At 64.7% G+C, this 15344-nt stretch carries 10 protein-coding genes and 1 pseudogene; all 11 read right to left on the bottom strand.

The window, feature by feature from the left end; genetic code table 11:
- Positions 1 to 159 precede the first annotated feature (159 nt).
- The 11 genes and pseudogenes from KHO22_RS17135 to KHO22_RS17090 all read right to left on the bottom strand — a co-directional run bounded on the left by KHO22_RS17135 (position 160) and on the right by KHO22_RS17090 (position 15264).
- On the bottom strand, positions 160 to 1080 hold the full coding sequence (locus KHO22_RS17135) for a LysR family transcriptional regulator (protein WP_211948343.1): 921 nt from the start codon (positions 1078 to 1080) through the stop codon (positions 160 to 162).
- 316 nt (positions 1081 to 1396) lie between these two features.
- Positions 1397 to 1837: a Zn-ribbon domain-containing OB-fold protein gene (locus KHO22_RS17130; protein WP_211948342.1), complete on the bottom strand. Its 441-nt coding sequence runs from the start codon at positions 1835 to 1837 to the stop codon at positions 1397 to 1399.
- Between the two features lie 18 nt (positions 1838 to 1855).
- Positions 1856 to 2977, bottom strand: coding sequence for a thiolase family protein (locus tag KHO22_RS17125; RefSeq protein ID WP_230426908.1), 1122 nt, complete (start codon positions 2975 to 2977; stop codon positions 1856 to 1858).
- A gap of 47 nt (positions 2978 to 3024) precedes the next feature.
- Positions 3025 to 3816, bottom strand: coding sequence for a crotonase/enoyl-CoA hydratase family protein (locus KHO22_RS17120; RefSeq protein ID WP_039009507.1), 792 nt, complete (start codon positions 3814 to 3816; stop codon positions 3025 to 3027).
- A gap of 48 nt (positions 3817 to 3864) precedes the next feature.
- Positions 3865 to 5376, bottom strand: a complete 1512-nt coding sequence (locus KHO22_RS17115) for a class I adenylate-forming enzyme family protein (RefSeq protein ID WP_211948340.1) — start codon at positions 5374 to 5376, stop codon at positions 3865 to 3867.
- A 76-nt stretch (positions 5377 to 5452) separates the two neighbouring features.
- Entirely contained in the window at positions 5453 to 6625 is a 1173-nt protein-coding gene (locus tag KHO22_RS17110; RefSeq protein WP_052279384.1) for an acyl-CoA dehydrogenase family protein, read from the bottom strand.
- Between the two features lie 80 nt (positions 6626 to 6705).
- Positions 6706 to 7788: a Bug family tripartite tricarboxylate transporter substrate binding protein gene (locus tag KHO22_RS17105; RefSeq protein ID WP_211948339.1), complete on the bottom strand. Its 1083-nt coding sequence runs from the start codon at positions 7786 to 7788 to the stop codon at positions 6706 to 6708.
- 580 nt (positions 7789 to 8368) lie between these two features.
- Positions 8369 to 8653 (bottom strand): annotated as a pseudogene (locus KHO22_RS32865) (hypothetical protein); the annotation flags it as partial.
- Between the two features lie 22 nt (positions 8654 to 8675).
- Positions 8676 to 10187, bottom strand: coding sequence for an aldehyde dehydrogenase family protein (locus tag KHO22_RS17100; protein WP_211948338.1), 1512 nt, complete (start codon positions 10185 to 10187; stop codon positions 8676 to 8678).
- A 776-nt stretch (positions 10188 to 10963) separates the two neighbouring features.
- Positions 10964 to 12295 carry a DUF3999 domain-containing protein gene (locus KHO22_RS17095; protein WP_230426907.1) on the bottom strand — a complete coding sequence of 444 codons (1332 nt, stop codon included), beginning with the start codon at positions 12293 to 12295 and terminating at the stop codon, positions 10964 to 10966.
- Complete coding sequence (locus KHO22_RS17090; RefSeq protein WP_211948337.1) at positions 12292 to 15264, bottom strand: DUF2339 domain-containing protein; 2973 nt, start codon at positions 15262 to 15264, stop codon at positions 12292 to 12294. The genes KHO22_RS17095 and KHO22_RS17090 overlap by 4 nt, the downstream gene beginning before the upstream one ends.
- Between the last annotated feature and the right edge of the window lie 80 nt (positions 15265 to 15344).

Genomic DNA, 15344 nt, shown 5'->3' with positions numbered 1-15344 from the left:
CCAGCGCAGTATTGCCGCGCTCAAACGCCGGGCCACGGCCCTCGGGTTCCAGGTCAATCCGATAGAGGTGGCCACATGAACACAACCACCTTCACTTCTGTTTCTTGAGAGGAGCAACAGCCGCAGGCCCGTATGCGTGCCCTGAGATGTGGGCGCCGGTCATACCGCCGCGTCGTACTGATGGATCTGCGCCGCTAGTCGTTGCAGCAACCGGTTCGCAGCAGGCGAAAGCTGGCGGCCCACGCGCGTGATCAATTGAGCCTCCGGACTTTGCAGCAACCGGTTCTCGACTGGGATTGCCGTCAATTGGCCGGCTTCCAGCTCAGGGGCAACCGCGATCCTCGTCAGAAACGTGAAGCCGAGATTGTTGGTGATGAACAGCTTGAGCAAGGTGACCGAATTCGTTGTCAACGCTGGCGTCAGTCTGACGCGGTCGAGCAGCATCGCCGCCTCCACCAGCCGCCGCGTGCCGTGCTCCGGATGCGTCAATGCCAGCGGATAAGGAAGCAAGTCCTGCAGCGTGACCGATCCGAACTTGCCGGCGAGCGGAAAATCCGGCGCAACGACCGCTTGCATCGGTTGACGCGATTCAGCGCGGCTGACGACCTTAGGGTCGGGCGACGGGTTGAACGCTAGCCCGATGTCAGCCTCGTCCTCGGCCACGCGACGCACCACTTCGTTGGTGCTGCACTGGTCAACTGTGAGCGAGATTTCCGGGTGGCTTTCGCGGAACTGCCGTATCGGGCCGCCGACCATCGTCGACGCGAAGCCTTCACCCATGACGACAGTGACATTGCCGCGGCGCAGTCCGCGCAATTCCTGGATCTTCGAAACGAGATCGGCCTGATGGGCGCGCTGCTGGGAGAAGTACTCGAGCAGCAGCACGCCTGCCTCGGTTGGTTTGACGCCGCGCTTGTTACGCTCGACGAGCGGCGTGGCAAGTTCCTCCTCGAGCAGTGCGATCTGCCGACTCACGGCCGAGGGCGCGATGTCCAGGAAGTCGGCCGCGGCGCGCACCGTGCCACAGCGCACCGCTTCATACAGGTAACCAATACGGCTTTCGGTGTAGGGGGCTGGCATGCGGTCGTCCCAGACGTGGCGTGTAGGCGCCTATTCTGGCACGCCAGCGGAATTGGGGAGTATCTGTATCAGCTCTTCAGGGATCTTCGGCAGTGTCGCGCTCATGCCGGCGATCTCCGCGTTCTTCTGCTTCGTTCTGCCTGGTACAAATGCTCCGGTAGGTCGTGTCTTGCCTCACACAAAATTCTGGACAGGCTCCCGAATCCAGGCACATCAGGCCGCCGCAGGCCGGTCCGAGGCCGTCCCGAGCCCGTCTTGGGCCTTGCGCCTTGCTTGCCCAGGGCATTTGAAATTCCTATGCTCCGCTGCCAGTCCTCTACCGCTCCGGTTGAAACATCAGCAGGTGCATGCCATCGTCTATCGGCAGCCAGTAGGGCACGACCTTCATGCCGATGCAAACCTCATCCAGCGCACAATTGACCAGGTTGGCAATCACATTGACGCCGACATCGAGGGTCACCGACGCGACCACATAAGGCTCGTGCCCACGAAAAGCCGCGGCGCCGCGCCGCACCACGGTCCATGAGAAAATTTCGCCGCGACCCGAGACCTCGCGCCATTCAATGTCGGTCTTGCGGCCGGTGAAGATGCTGGTTGGGCGCGGGTAATGCTGATATTTTCCGGTTGCCCGGCAGTACTGGATGACCAATTTCTTCTCGCGTGTCGCCGCCCAGAATGGTTGCGTGAATCTGGATGGCTTGATCGCGCGCCTGACATCAAAGGTATCGTTGAGAAGATCGGGAGTAGCTGTTGCCATTGTCGCCTCGCGTATTGATCATGCGTTGGGAGCCAGGACCAGGGCGCTGCTCGTGCCCCAGTTGCGCGAGTAATTGATCCAGCCGATGCCACTCACCAGCGCATTGGCGGTATTCCTTACCTGACGCGCACCGCCCTCGCCCATCAACTGCCTCACTGCCTCGGTCAGGTTGTGCGAACAGCATGCCGCTTGCCCCGCCGAGATCTGGCCGCCGCCGGTATTCAACGGTAGATCACCATCGAAGGCAAAGTTCATTTCGCGGATGAACTGCACGCCCTGACCAGGCCCACAAAAGCCGAACGCCTCGAGCTGCAGCATGATCGCGATGATGAAATCGTCGTAGGGATGAAACGATGCAACATCCCTGAGCGCGATTCCTGCCTGGGCGAGGGCGCGTTTGCCGCAAACTTCGTGGCCACTGCGGGTAACATCGACGAAGTTCTCCCCACCCAGGAAGTTGGTTCGCTCCCCGTAGCCGATCGGTGTGACGAACTTGTCGATGCCCTTTTCCCTGGCGCGTCGCCTGCTGGTCATCAGCAGGCCGGAAGCGGCGTCGCAGCGCATGACGCAATCGAGCAGACGTATCGGGTCGGCGATCATGCGCGAGTTGAGGTAGTCATCGATAGTAATCGGCTTGCGCAGCTTCTCGCAGGCGTTGTCGTTCAACATGGCATGGGCACGCTGGGTGACCGCGAGCTTGCCCAGCATCTCGTAGTCAAGTCCATACTGATGCTCGTAGCGCCGCGTCAGCAAGCCGAAAGCGTCGGGGGGGCCGAATACACCGTACGGATCAGCCCACTCGCGGCGGAAACTTCGGTCACCTCGGTTGTTTTCCGCCACGCCAGTATCGGCGAACAGCAGCAAGACCGTGGTGCACAGGCCGGCATCGATCGCTGCCGCGGCACGTGCGACGCTGCCGGTGGCTGAACAGCCGCCGATATGCACCTGGTCGCAGTAGTCGAGTTCCAGGCCGAGCTGGTCGGCCGTAACCTGTGCCCAGAAGCTCTCACCCGCCGCTGTCAGCCCGAACCCGGCCATGACCAGGCCGTCGATCTCCGCCTTCTCGAAGCCGCTGCGCTCGAGCAAGGCGTCGAGCACCTCGGCATCAAGCTCCCAGACGTCGCGGTCGCTCTTCTCCATGATCTTGGTTTCGGCATAAGCGACGATCGCCGATTCGCGTAGGCAGTTCACAGCGCCCCTTCCCCTCCCGGCGCCTTGATGGGCGCCGCTTTCTTGTTCAGGAACTCGCTCAGACGCGCGGTCGTTTCGGGGCTGAGGGTATATTCACTGACCAGCCGCTCGACGAAGATGCCATCGTCGTAAGACATATCCCGGATGCGCGGCAAGGCATTGGTGATGGCGAAATTGGTCAGCGGCGCGTTGGCGCAGATGCGCCGGGCCAATGTGACGGCCTTCTCCAGCGCCTGCCCCTTGGGCACCACATACTGCACCGCGTTGAAGCGCAGCGCCTCGTCGGCGTTCAGCACGCGTCCCGTCAACATCAAATCCGTCATGAGGGCGGTCCCGATCAGCCGGCTGATCCGCACCGAACCGGCGCCGCCGACGAAGATGCCACGCTGGCCTTCAGGCAGGGCGAAGAACGCCGTTTCGTCGGCGACCCGAATATGGGTGCTGGCCGCGGCCTCGAAGCCGCCACCGATGGTGGCACCATGCAAGGCAGAGACGAAGGGTATCCTGCCCCGAGCGATCAGCTCAGTGTCGTAATTGCGAGGATAGGGCAGTTTGTGGTCCTGGCCGCTTTCCCACATCGACGCGGCGTAGGCGAGATCCAGCCCACCGCTGAAGCACTCCCCATGACCGAACAGCACGCCGCACCTGGCCTCTTCACCCGCGCGCATCACCGCCGTATGCAACTGCTTATGCAATTCGTCGTTGAAGGCATTACGCTTTTCCGGACGGTTGAGACCGATAATGGCAACGTCGCCATCGAGTTCATAACTCACTACTTCCTTGCTCATTTCTTTCTCCTTCGATGGTTCGTTCATTTCACGAGGGCAACAGCCCGGTCATCCCTGCGCCACTGCATCGACGTGGGCGAGCAAATTTCGTTTGAGCAACTTGCCGGTGTCAGTCATCGGCATGGAGGGCAGCACGCGAAACAGTGCCGGTTGCTTGTAGGGCGCCAGTTGCTCCCGCAGGTAGCCGCGCAGTGCTTGCTCATCAAAACCCATGCCGTCGCGAAGCTCGAGGAAGGCGATCACCCTCTCGTTGCCATCAGGCTCTCGCTGCCCAACGACCGCCGAGCGCCGCACGCTGGGATGCTGATTGAGCACCGCTTCCACTTCTGCCGGATACACATTGAAGCCGGAGCGGATGATGAGCTCCTTCAGTCGGCCGACGATGAACAGCGCGCCGTCCTGCCCCAGCCGCCCAAGGTCACCGGTGGCATACCAGCCGCCGGGACGGAACGCCTGCCGGGTAGCCTCGGGATCTCGAAAGTAACCTGGCGTCAGATACGGCCCGGCGAGCCAGATCTCCCCGGTCTCTCCTACCGCTACATCGCGATGGTTGGCGTCCACGATGCGAATGGACATGCCTTCCAGGAGATAGCCTGCGGCGGTGTCCTGGCGCCGCACGTTGCTTGTGGTGGCGCAGCCGACCGGGGCTTCCGAGCTCGCATAACCGTGGTGCAGCGGCAGGCCGAAACAAGCCTCCACGCGCTCCTTCAGCGCGATATCGAGTGGACTGCTTCCCGTGTAGATGTAGCGCAGATGCGGCGCTGATGGCCGGTCAATGCCATGCGTCTCGAGGTGGGCAAGGAGGCGCGAATACAGCGCCGGCGGACCTTGCAGTTGGCTGACCCGATGATGGGCGAGTGCGTCGAGCACATCAGCGGCAGAGAAAGTCTGCTGCAAGACCAATGTTGCGCCCGAAAGGAGCGACGAGGCCAGCACGGCGGCAAGGCCAAAGATATGGGTCATCGGCACGAACAAGCACAGGCGATCGTCGCGACCCAGGCCGCGCGATTTGCATGAGACGCGCGCGGCATGCAGCACGGCCGCGTGGGTCACCATGACGCCCTTTGGCCTTCCGGTGGTGCCGGAGGTGGAGATGATCGCCGCGACGCGCTCGGCTTCGCTGCCTTGTTCGGCGACTGCCTCAAGGCGCACGTCGCTGTGCATGAGTCCGTCGAGCGTCGATGAGCGGGCCTGGTGGCGCCCGGCATGGGTCATTGCCGCCGCAGAGACCCCCGTGGTGAAGTAGATCAGCCGCGCATCGACCAATTGCGCAAAGGCATCGACTTCGCCGGCTGCCATGCGGGCATTGACTCCGGAGGACCAGGCGCCGACGCGACTGCAAGCGAGCAGCAAGGCGATATGCTCGGTGCAGTTTTCCGTCACGATTACCACCCGATCGCCGGGGCGCACGCCCAAGGCGAGCATTTCCGTCTCCAGGGCGCTGGCCATCGCGCCGACCTCGGCATAGGTCACAGTGCGATCGGGGAGATGGATGAATTCGCGGTCGGGCTCACTCGCGAGCCACGGCTCGAGGAGTTCGTGGATGCGGCTTGGATTCATGGGTTCTCCAAAAGGAAACAGATTCGGGCGCGATGAGTTGCCTGGATCGGCAATGCGCCTCGGCGCACCAGTGCCATCAGCCGAACACATTCAAGGCATGCCGGGCAATGGCGGCCTTGAGAACGTCGGTCGGCCCATCGGTGATCAACATGCTGCGCTGATCACGCCAGAACTTCTCGATCGGCAGTTCGGTCGAGAGTCCGATACCGCCGTGGACTTGCATGCATCGATCCGCAGCTTCAAAGGATTTGCTGTCACCGAAATTCTTCACCATGTAAGCTTCCGTGCGAATGTCCTCGCCGCGATCGTGTTTCCACGCTGCGTGCCTGACCATCAGTTCGAGCTGGTGCCACTCCAGGTAGGAATCGGCGATCAACCATTGCACGCCTTGCCGTTCAGCAAGCGGCTTGTCGAAGGTCACCCGCTCCTTCGCGTAGCTCGCGGCCAGTTCGAGACAGCGCTCCATCACCCCGCAGGCCTTGGCGCCGTGACGCACCCGAAGTACGGTGAGCACTTTCTGTGCGTGCTTGAAGCCTTCGCCTTCGGCGCCGATGCGATTTTCCACCGGCACTCTGACATCGTCGAAGGCGATTTCCCAGGGCGTGTCGTCAACCAGCATCTTCTGTGCGCGCAGCAGTTTGACCCCGGGAGATTTCATGTCGACGATGAAGGCAGAGATCCCGCCGTGCGAGCCCTTTGTGCGGTCGGTCGCGGCCATCAGTTGCGCATAATCGGCATCAGCCGCGCCCGTGATGAAGCGCTTGAAACCGTTGATCACGTAATGATCGCCGTCGCGCACGGCGGTAGTCTTCATGCCTCCGGGGTCCGAACCCGCATCGGGCTCGGTCTGGGCAAAGCACCATTTCAATTCGCCGCGCAATGTCGGCAAGAGAAAGCGCTCCTTCTGCGCAGCGTCGAGTTCATAGAGCACGGGGTACACCGTCGCGCCGAACGGATTGATTGCCCGCACCGGCAAGGCCACCGTGCGGGCGAGTTCCGACCACACGATGGTCTTGGCGAGCAGGCCGAAGCCCAGCCCGCCGTATTCGACGGGCACATCGAACTTGTCGAGTCCCAATTCTTTCCCGAACGCCTCGACGCGGGCACGCAGTTCGGGAATCAGCTTGTCGTCCTTGCGTGCGGTGAGTTCGGCCGGAATGAGCTCCTGATTCACAAAGCGGCGCAGCGAATCCTTCAGCATGCGCAGTTCTTCCGGCAACGCAAAATTCATCATATCGTTTCCGTCCATACCCATTTCCTTTCAGTGCCGCTGCGTGCGCGCACGGCGACGGCGTGCACGCGGCTGCCGTTGGCCGCGCTGGCTAGCGCTCAGCGCGATGAATTCGACTCGATGTACTGGTTGAAGAAGGTCACCATCTCCGGCGGCAACCTTTTCAGTTCGACAATGACGCGCTCGCCGTCGGCACCATGGACGAAATGTGCCGGCGCCAGCGTCACCTTTTCGTACTGCGCGATGAATTGCGGATCCTTCGCCATCCTTTCCACGGCGCTGCGCAGTTCAGCGACGGCAGCGTCGGGGGCATTAGGCGGCATGAAGATCACCCGCGGCGTGCGCGAGATCCGGTTCAGGAACTGCAGCGCTTCCCACTTCGGCCCGCTAGGGTTCGCATTGGAGCCGTGGACTTCGCGATAGAGCTCCAGGAAGGTGGGCACATCGGGCAGGTTGGGACTGCGTCTGAGGTTGCCTTCGCCGCGCTCGTACTGGAAGAGCGGAATCGCGAGGCCCTTGTCCACCAAATTCAGCTTGGCAAAGGAGTTGTAGCCGGGCAAGGAATTACTGACCAACTGGATGTCGCCCTGGAGCAGCGCCACTTCGGCCTCACGCGTCCCCTTGTAGCCGGGAATGATCCGGTATTTGGCGCCGAGCAGATCAAGGGCCAGACTCTGGCGCAACGCCGACCAGTCCGAACCGTTCGAAAGCACGGCGGCGCGAAACGTATTGACTTTGGCAATGTCGGCAGGTTTGGCGATGCCCGGGGCGGTGTCACGCCGAATGTATAGCAGGTTGGTCTGCTCCATGCCGGCAATGAACTTGAGGTCGTTGAATTTGACCCGCAAGTTCGGATGATTCAAGATCTGCTGCATCGGGTCCCAGGTAAAGAAACCGATGTTGAGGTTATTCGTCTCGGAGACGTCGCCGAGTTGGTTGACGGCGATCATGCCGCCGGCTCCGGCAACGTTGCGAACGACGACGGCGCTGGTGCCTTTCAGAAAGCGCGGCAGATGTTGCGCAAAAACGCGCCCCTCCAGGTCGGTGGGCCCGCCCACCGGGAAATTGACAATCACATTGACCACGCGGCCAGCAAACTCTTGCGCATGGGCAATACCCGTGCCGGCGCAGAGCATCGCCAAGACGCAGGCAACGCTGCGAAGCTTAGTCATCAGACGCATTTTTCAAACCTCCTAATAGCCGACATGAAGTGAATCGCGACGCCTGTAGCTCCGCTGATCGAGTCTGCGGGCGTCGCGGGCACAACGAATCGCTTGGCGCAATCCAGCTCTTCTCCGTTTCGCGGTCAGCAGGCGGCGTGGATCAGAATCACCGAAGACTCCGCCACGCGCGCCCCCGCATGCCGCGAACTACCCTAATCTGCGCCCTTGGACGTGAGGAACACGTTCACCCACCCAGCGCGTTGACGCGAACGACGCGCCGCGGATCGGCCTTGAAAGAAAGTTACGTGAGCGCCGCCAGGTGGATGATGTGGGTGACGCCGTAGCACTCAGTCATTGCATCCAGTTGCTCGGCATCGGCGACGTCGAACCTGCACGAACTCTCCGCGTGCCAGCGGACGCACCGCCTTCAAGGCTGCAGCCCTGGCCTGCACGGACTCCTCGACCAGCCTGGCGAGATCATCGTGGATGAACTTCGACTCGCATGACTGAATCCGTAACTTCTATATAGGTGTACGAAGCATATAGCTTGTGATTTTGACTTTCTTCTAGGGATATCCATAAGTCCTACATAGGATAAAGTGCGGCGCATTTCACGGCTGATGGGCTGGTTGTACACGATGCCATGCTGTTCCAGGACGCGCGTGTAGATACCGGGTGCATGGGTGCGCCCACGCGGAAGAGGTGAAGTATCCAGGCTCATCGAGTCGCCCGAGGCTCGCTGGCAGAAGTCGCGGTCGCGCGGGGCGCCCCTCGAGCAGCAGCACGGAGCCAGCCTTGCGCTCGGCGAGTCTGGTGGCAAGCGTGGCGCCCCGACTCGCCGGCGCCGATCACCACGTAGTCGAAAAGTTTCGCTATGTTCCATGTTCCGAAAGGCCCCAGCGATGTCACGAACGGCCCACCCGGGTCGTGGGCGTGGCGGCGGTCTGGACCCACACGCTCTTGGTCTGCGTGTATTCGTAAAGCGCCTCGACGCCGCTCGTGCGCCCGTAGCCGCTGTTCTTGTAACCGCCAAATGGCGAAGCAACATGCACGGAGCGGTAACCGTTGATCCAAAATGTGCCGGCGTCCACCTGGCCCGCCACACGGTGCGCGCGGCCGACGTCGTTGGTCCACACCGCGCCAGCCAGGCCGAATTCGCTGTCATTGGCGATCGCGATCGCTTCCTCCTCCGTGTCGAACGGAATCGCGGCGATCACGGGTCCGAAGATCTCGGTGCGGGCGACTTGCATGGCGTTCGAAACGCCGGCGAACAGCGTCGGCTTGACGTAATAGCCGCCTGGCTCGAAATCTGTGGTGCCGGCCGCGAGCTGGGCGCCTTCTGCGACGCCCGCAACGATCATCCGCTTGATGTGCTCGTACTGGCCGCGGTTGCTGATTGGCCCAATCTCCGTCGACGATTCGAGCGGATGCCCGATGCGCAGTCGGCGCGCGCCGTCCGCCACCTTGTCGACCAGTTCGTCGTAGACTCGGCGCTGCACGAGCAAGCGCGATCCAGCGGTGCAGCTCTGGCCCGTGCCCGAGTAGACGGCTGCCTGGGCGCCAATTGCGGCCATGTCGAGGTTTGCGTCTTCGAAGACGATATTCGCGGACTTGCCGCCGAGTTCAAGGATGCAGGGGATCAGATGCCGCGCAGCAGACTCGGCGATCTTTGCGCCCGTTGCGGGCGAGCCGACGAAGACGACCTTGCGCACGATGCTGTTCGCGATCGCCGCCTGCGCCGTCGTGTGACCGTAGCCGGCTAGCACGTTGACGAGTCCGGCGGGCAGGCCGGCCTGTTCGGCCAGCGAGGCGACCGCCAGCGACGTGAACGGCGTCAGCTCCGATGGCTTTAGCAGCGCGGCGTTGCCCACGGCGATGGTCGGTGCGACCTGCCAGCCGAACGACAGAATCGGGATGTTCCACGGCGTGACATGGAGGATGGTCCCGTACGGCTCGCGGCGCGTGTAGTTGAGGTGCGTAGTCGGCACGGCGATTACGTCGCCATGGAACTTGTCGGCCCAGCCCGCGTAGAACTCGAACATCTCGGCCACCATCTCGGCCTCGCGGCGGCTGTCGCGGATCGGCTTGCCGGTCGAGATCGACTCGAGGCGCGCGAGCGCTTCGCCATGCTCGCGGATCTTCGCCGCCACCGCGAACAGGGTGCGCCCGCGCGCGGCGTGGGTCATGCCCCACCAGGTCTTCTGCGCCTCTTGCGCGGCCATACAGGCGAGCGCGGCCACGTCGGCGCCGGCGTCGCGATAGCTGACGCTCTTTTCGCCGGTCGCGGGGTCGAACAACTGGATTTCGTCCCCGCTGCCCGGAATCAGCTTGCCGCCCACATACGAGCCGATTTCCGTGGCGCCCGGAAAGAACTCGGCGAAGGCCGCCACCAGGAATCCTGCTTTCGATTGCTCCATCGTGAATGCTCCAGTCAGTTGTGTTCGTCCGGGGCAGTATGGTTGGAGGGGGAGGCCTGATCAATGACGCACGATGAGCAATCGTGTTCTGAAAAAGAGAACACTAGCGCAGCGTGCTACTTGATGTGAAGACAGTGGCGCCGCTGTTGACTGGCTTTGTCCCGAGACACCAAATAGCAGTCCCGAAATGTCAAATGACCGGTCTTATCTCGCCAATACTGGCTCGCTCGCGCGAAGGGGTTATTTCGGTGCAGTGAAAGACCGCGGCCCCGACGTTCACGCAGACGAGTAGCACGTTCGGGGCTGCCCTTACGGCAACGCGATGCGGCTAGAGAACGTCCAAAACTTGCGTGATCTGGGCGGCCTGCGCAGCAGATCCGTTCGTCTCCCAGCAGTTGGATGTCTCAGATGGGTCTGCTGCCGGCTGGCACAGGCGCAGCGGATCAGGGGCGAGAGGACGCTTGCCAGCAACCCGTCAACGCCCTGTTTCCGATAAGGCTCACAATCGTAAAATTCGGCCGCCGAACGCCCGTGGATCACCTCACCCCCGGTAAATCGGCTACTGTCGGCAGGCAGCCACGCGGTAATCGGATGACGGGTTACAGGGCTGAACTGACGCCTGAACGTCCGACTGATGACATATCTGAACGGCGGCTCATGGCCGATCTCGCCATCGGATCGTTGGCCCCGCGAATCGGCGATGAACCTGAATAAAGGCCTCGCTCACCTTGTGCTCCGGCAGCGCGGCGCACGGCATTTGCTCCATCAGCGTGCGCTCACTGCCTGCCCGCGCGGGCCAGACGCCACGCCATGGTCCCCAGCAAACTCACCGCCACAAGTAGCGACGCCCACAGCACGAGCATGTGGCGACGCCCTGGATCGGAGTCGGCCGGTACGGGTGGTGACGCCACTTGCCCGGCAATGCGCGCCGTCCCGATGGCAGGCGCGGCGCCGACCAGCAAGTCGGCGCGCGCGACTGGGCCGGCATCGCCCGTGCGCGGCAACGGTTCGCCGACGGCCAGCACGAATGGCGGGCTACCGCGTGCCACGAACGTGACGGTCGCGGGTCGCCAGCCCAGCGCCAGCTCCGGCATGCCACCCAGGCCGCCCTGGCCATTCTGCAGGGTCAGGCGCCAGTGCGGGTCCGTATTGCGGGGGATCACGAGCGGCGCGCTTAGCTGCTCCCTGCCCGGCTCGCTTGCCGCGGGATCCGCCAGGCGGTACAGCCTGACCTCGGCGACGGGGGACCAGGGGACGCCCGCGTCGGACCGCGACCGCAGCGTTCCCGTCACCACCGTATTCGGCTGTGGCAGCCGAATGCGCACGCGCTCGGCGGGGAAGCGGCCGCCGGCATCGAACAGGTACTCCCCGGGCCCGCCCTGCATCGCCTTCAGGCCCGCGCGCCACTGAAATGCGGCAGCGGCCGTGGCCTCTGCGACGGCCGTGGTCTCGGCCCTGACGCCACCGGGAGCCGGCGCTGTGTCGCGCCACGTCAGCCGCACGTAGCGCGCGCGCAAGCCCCCGAGTTCGATGCGATCCTGGCTCAGCACGCCGCCAGCGCGGCTGGCACGCAGCAGTTGCGCGCTGCCGCCAGGGGTCCACTGACGCAGATCGTCGCTGGACGCCACATCGACCTCGCCACGGAAGTCACCCCCCGCCCCACCGACACCGAGCCCGATCACCAACGCGGACACCGGCTGCCGCAAGCGGCTCAGGTCGACCAGCCAGGTATCGGCGCCGACGTCGGACGGTGCCGCGCTTGCGGCGCGCAAAGCGCCATCCGGGCCGATCACCACGCCAAGGGATGGCGTGGTGCCGCGTCGTGCCAGGGGCGGCAGCGGGAACCATGGCACCTCTTGCAGCACGGGCGATGGCGCTGCGTCAGCCGCCGGCAGGTCCAGTGCGTACGGCACCGGCTCGCCGGAACCGTTGCGTACGCGCAGGTCGGCAAGACCGGCGCGCCGGCTGCGCGCGTACACCCCCGCGTCGAGCGTGACGGTATAGAACGCGGCGCTCCCTTCCGTCGTCAGCGGGAAGCGCTCGGCATGCCCAGGCGCCGGAACCAGCGCCGGCACGAGCGCGGCGAGGGCGATCCACCTGCGCATCATGCAGACTCCTTTGCCTTCGGTGGCAGCGGTGAGAAATAGCCGATCAACAGCAGCAACACGCCGATGCCGATGAACGCCACGATGCGCTCCATGCCCCGCACGAACGACAAGTCGAGCAGGAACAGCTTGGCCACCGTCACGATCAGCAGCACGCCGCCGATCCACCACGGCATGCGCGCCGCCCGGCGCGTGGCGGTCACCATCATGACCAGCGCCAGCACAGCCCAGAACACCGACAGGGACGCCTGCACGAGCGTGGAGCCCGTCAGGCCGCTCAGGGTATAAGGGACGCCCGCCCAATGATGCAGCGTGCGAAGCAGCACCGCGTTCAGCCACAGGAACACGGTCCCCGCGGCGAGAATGGCAATCCCGCGCAGCCAGTCGGCGCGGCTGGCGCCGAAGGTACCGGGCAGGTTCATCGCCGAGAGGCGCTTGCCCCACAGCAGCAGCGACAGCAAGGCAAGCGCCTGGGCCACATCGAGCGGGTTGATCAGTGGCACGTAAGGCAGCGGCGCCGCGTTGCCGTCGCTGACGATGCTGGCGAGCGTCCACAGCCACAGCAGGACGGCCAGCGGCGCGGCACCCCACAGCAGATAAGCGCGCACATAACGCACGACCGGCCAGCGCAGCCGCCAGCCCCATGCCGCCAGCAGTGCCAGCAGGCCGCCATAGCCGAACGCCCAGGCGCTCCAGCTCCAGGCGCCCTCTGGCACATAGGCACGCAGCCGCCAATAGGCTTCAGTCGACAACAGCGCGCAGAGAACCCAGAAAAGCCAAGCATGGACCGGCCCGAGGATCGCGTCGGATGCCGCCGCCTCGCGTTGCTGGCGCCAGAGCAGCAGGTAGGCGGCCGCGAACGCCAACAGCCAGACCAGCGCGCCAGCCCCGCCCAGCGGAGAGGCCGCCGGGACGAAGCAGACCGACAGCGCCAGCAGGCCAAGCACCGGGCCCAGCGCCAGCGACGGCACGCCCGCGAGCGGCCACGCGAGCAAACGCCGGGCGAGATGCGACAGCCAACCGGTGGCAACGGCCAATGCGGCCAGCGCCTCGATTTCCGTGCGCAGTGTCCAGCCGTCGCGGGTCGCCCACCGGTCGATCTCCGCCACCGCGCCGCCGAGCCACCACAGCAGGCCCCAGATGCCGGCGACGACGGACAGCGCGGTGGCTTCCACGAGGAACTGGCCGGGCCCCGCGTCGGCGGGTCGCGCGCTACCCGGATCCGCGGCACTCGATTCGGCCGACGCCGGTCCGGCCGACGCGAGGGCTGCCGTCCCGTCGGCACGCGTGCGCTGCCCCTGCAATTGCCAGCCGCTGAAGATGCCGGCCAGCGCAAGCAGGAGCGTGCCGAGGTAGCGGTTGTTCAGCATCGGCCAGACGGACTCCGGCAACGGCGCCGACAGCACCGACGAAAGCAAGGCGCCTCCCGCCAGCAGTTGCAGCACCAGGCCAGTGCCGACCGCAAGCCGCCGCCGCTGGCGCAATCCTGCCCAGACTATGGCAGCGCCCTCGACGGCCCAGACTGCCGAAGTCGTCTGTCCGTCGAATGCCAGCGGCACCACCAGGGTGGCGAAGATCACGCCAAGCGCCAGCATCGACTCGAACATCAGCCCGAGCCGCGCACGACGCGGCAACAGCCAGGCCGCCAGCGCCAGGTAGTACGCCGCGAGCGCGAGCGCGCTCCACGCCATGGCAAAAGGGATGTCGCGCACCATGGCCGACTGCAGTCCGATGGCCACGAGCGGTGTGCCGAACACCAGCGGGCCGTCGACATAGCCGAGCAGTTTCACCCGCCGGCGCAACGCATACAGCAGGCTGATGCCCGTGTACATCAGGAAGAAGAGAACCAGGAAGGGCTCGGTCGTGGCGAACAGTGCCCGCTCGTATCGCAGCACGCCCCACGCCGTGCCGATGACGAAGGTAAAGACGAAGCCGAGCAGATTCAGCGAGCGCCACGCGCGGAACCAGGCAATCGCGAGGATGCCGGCGTTGAGCAGCGCGTAGTAGCTGAACAGGGCCACGTGGCTGCCCGCGCCGGTGGAAATCAGCACCGGCGCGAGAAAGCCGCCCACGCTGCCCGTGACCGCCAGCACCGGCGCGTCCTGCAGGATCGAGATGCCGGCCGCCAGCGCGCACACCACCACCAACAGGGGAAACGCCAGCGCCGGCGGCAGCAGCCCGTAGAGTCGCGTCGCAGCAAACACGGTCAGGTAGAGCACGCCGATGCCACCGCCCTGCAGCACCAGCGCGTAGCCGGGCCGGCGCTCACGCAACCACCAGCCCAGGCCGAGCAGCACCACCGCGCCGGCCGCCACGCCCGCCATGCGCAGTTCGACGGGCAGCAGGCTGTTGTCAGACGCGTACTTGAGCAGGAATGCCACGCCGAAGAAGAGAATCAGGATGCCGACGCGCACCACGCTGTTGCCGCCCAGCAGCCAGTCGCGGGCGGCGGTCCAGAGACGTCCGATCTCGTCCGGCGCCATGGGACGCTGGTGTGACGGCGGCGGCGCGGCGGCGGTCGGTTCCGCAGGCGCCCCGGCCTCGATGGCAAACGCTGGCGGTGCCGACAGCGCAGCGGAACGCCCGGTCTCGCCCGGCGAGTCCTCTGGCGCGCCTGGCTTGGCGCCAATCGCCTCGTTCGCCGGGATTGCCGGGATCCCCCTATGCGGCGCCGTCGTTTCACTTTCCCCGGCCACCATCGCGCTGCGCATTGCGGCGAGTTCCCTGCGCAGCGCCTGGAGCTCAAGCTCCAGCTTCTCGACCCGGCTGGCGAGTCCCGGCTGCGAAGCGGCGACCGGCCTGCCTTCCGCGTCGGTGCGCCAGCGTGGACCTGCCGACGCATTGGACGGGCCCGGCCGATCGGTCACCATCAAGCCGAAGCCAAAGCCCAGCACCGCGCCGAGCGCGGCGCCGGCAATGCCGCCGACCGCAGCCCCGATCACCAGACCGATCACGCCGAATAGCCAACGCATCCGATTCCATCTCCAGAGAGAATCCGGCAGGTGCCGGAATGCACCCAAGTGTAGCGCGGCGACCCTCTAATGCCGTCCCC

This window comes from Cupriavidus yeoncheonensis, from assembly GCF_905397275.1.
Classification (GTDB): Bacteria; Pseudomonadota; Gammaproteobacteria; order Burkholderiales; family Burkholderiaceae; genus Cupriavidus; species Cupriavidus yeoncheonensis.
The sequence above is the reverse complement of the archived record's forward strand: the minus strand, read 5'-3'. Positions and strand labels throughout refer to the sequence as shown.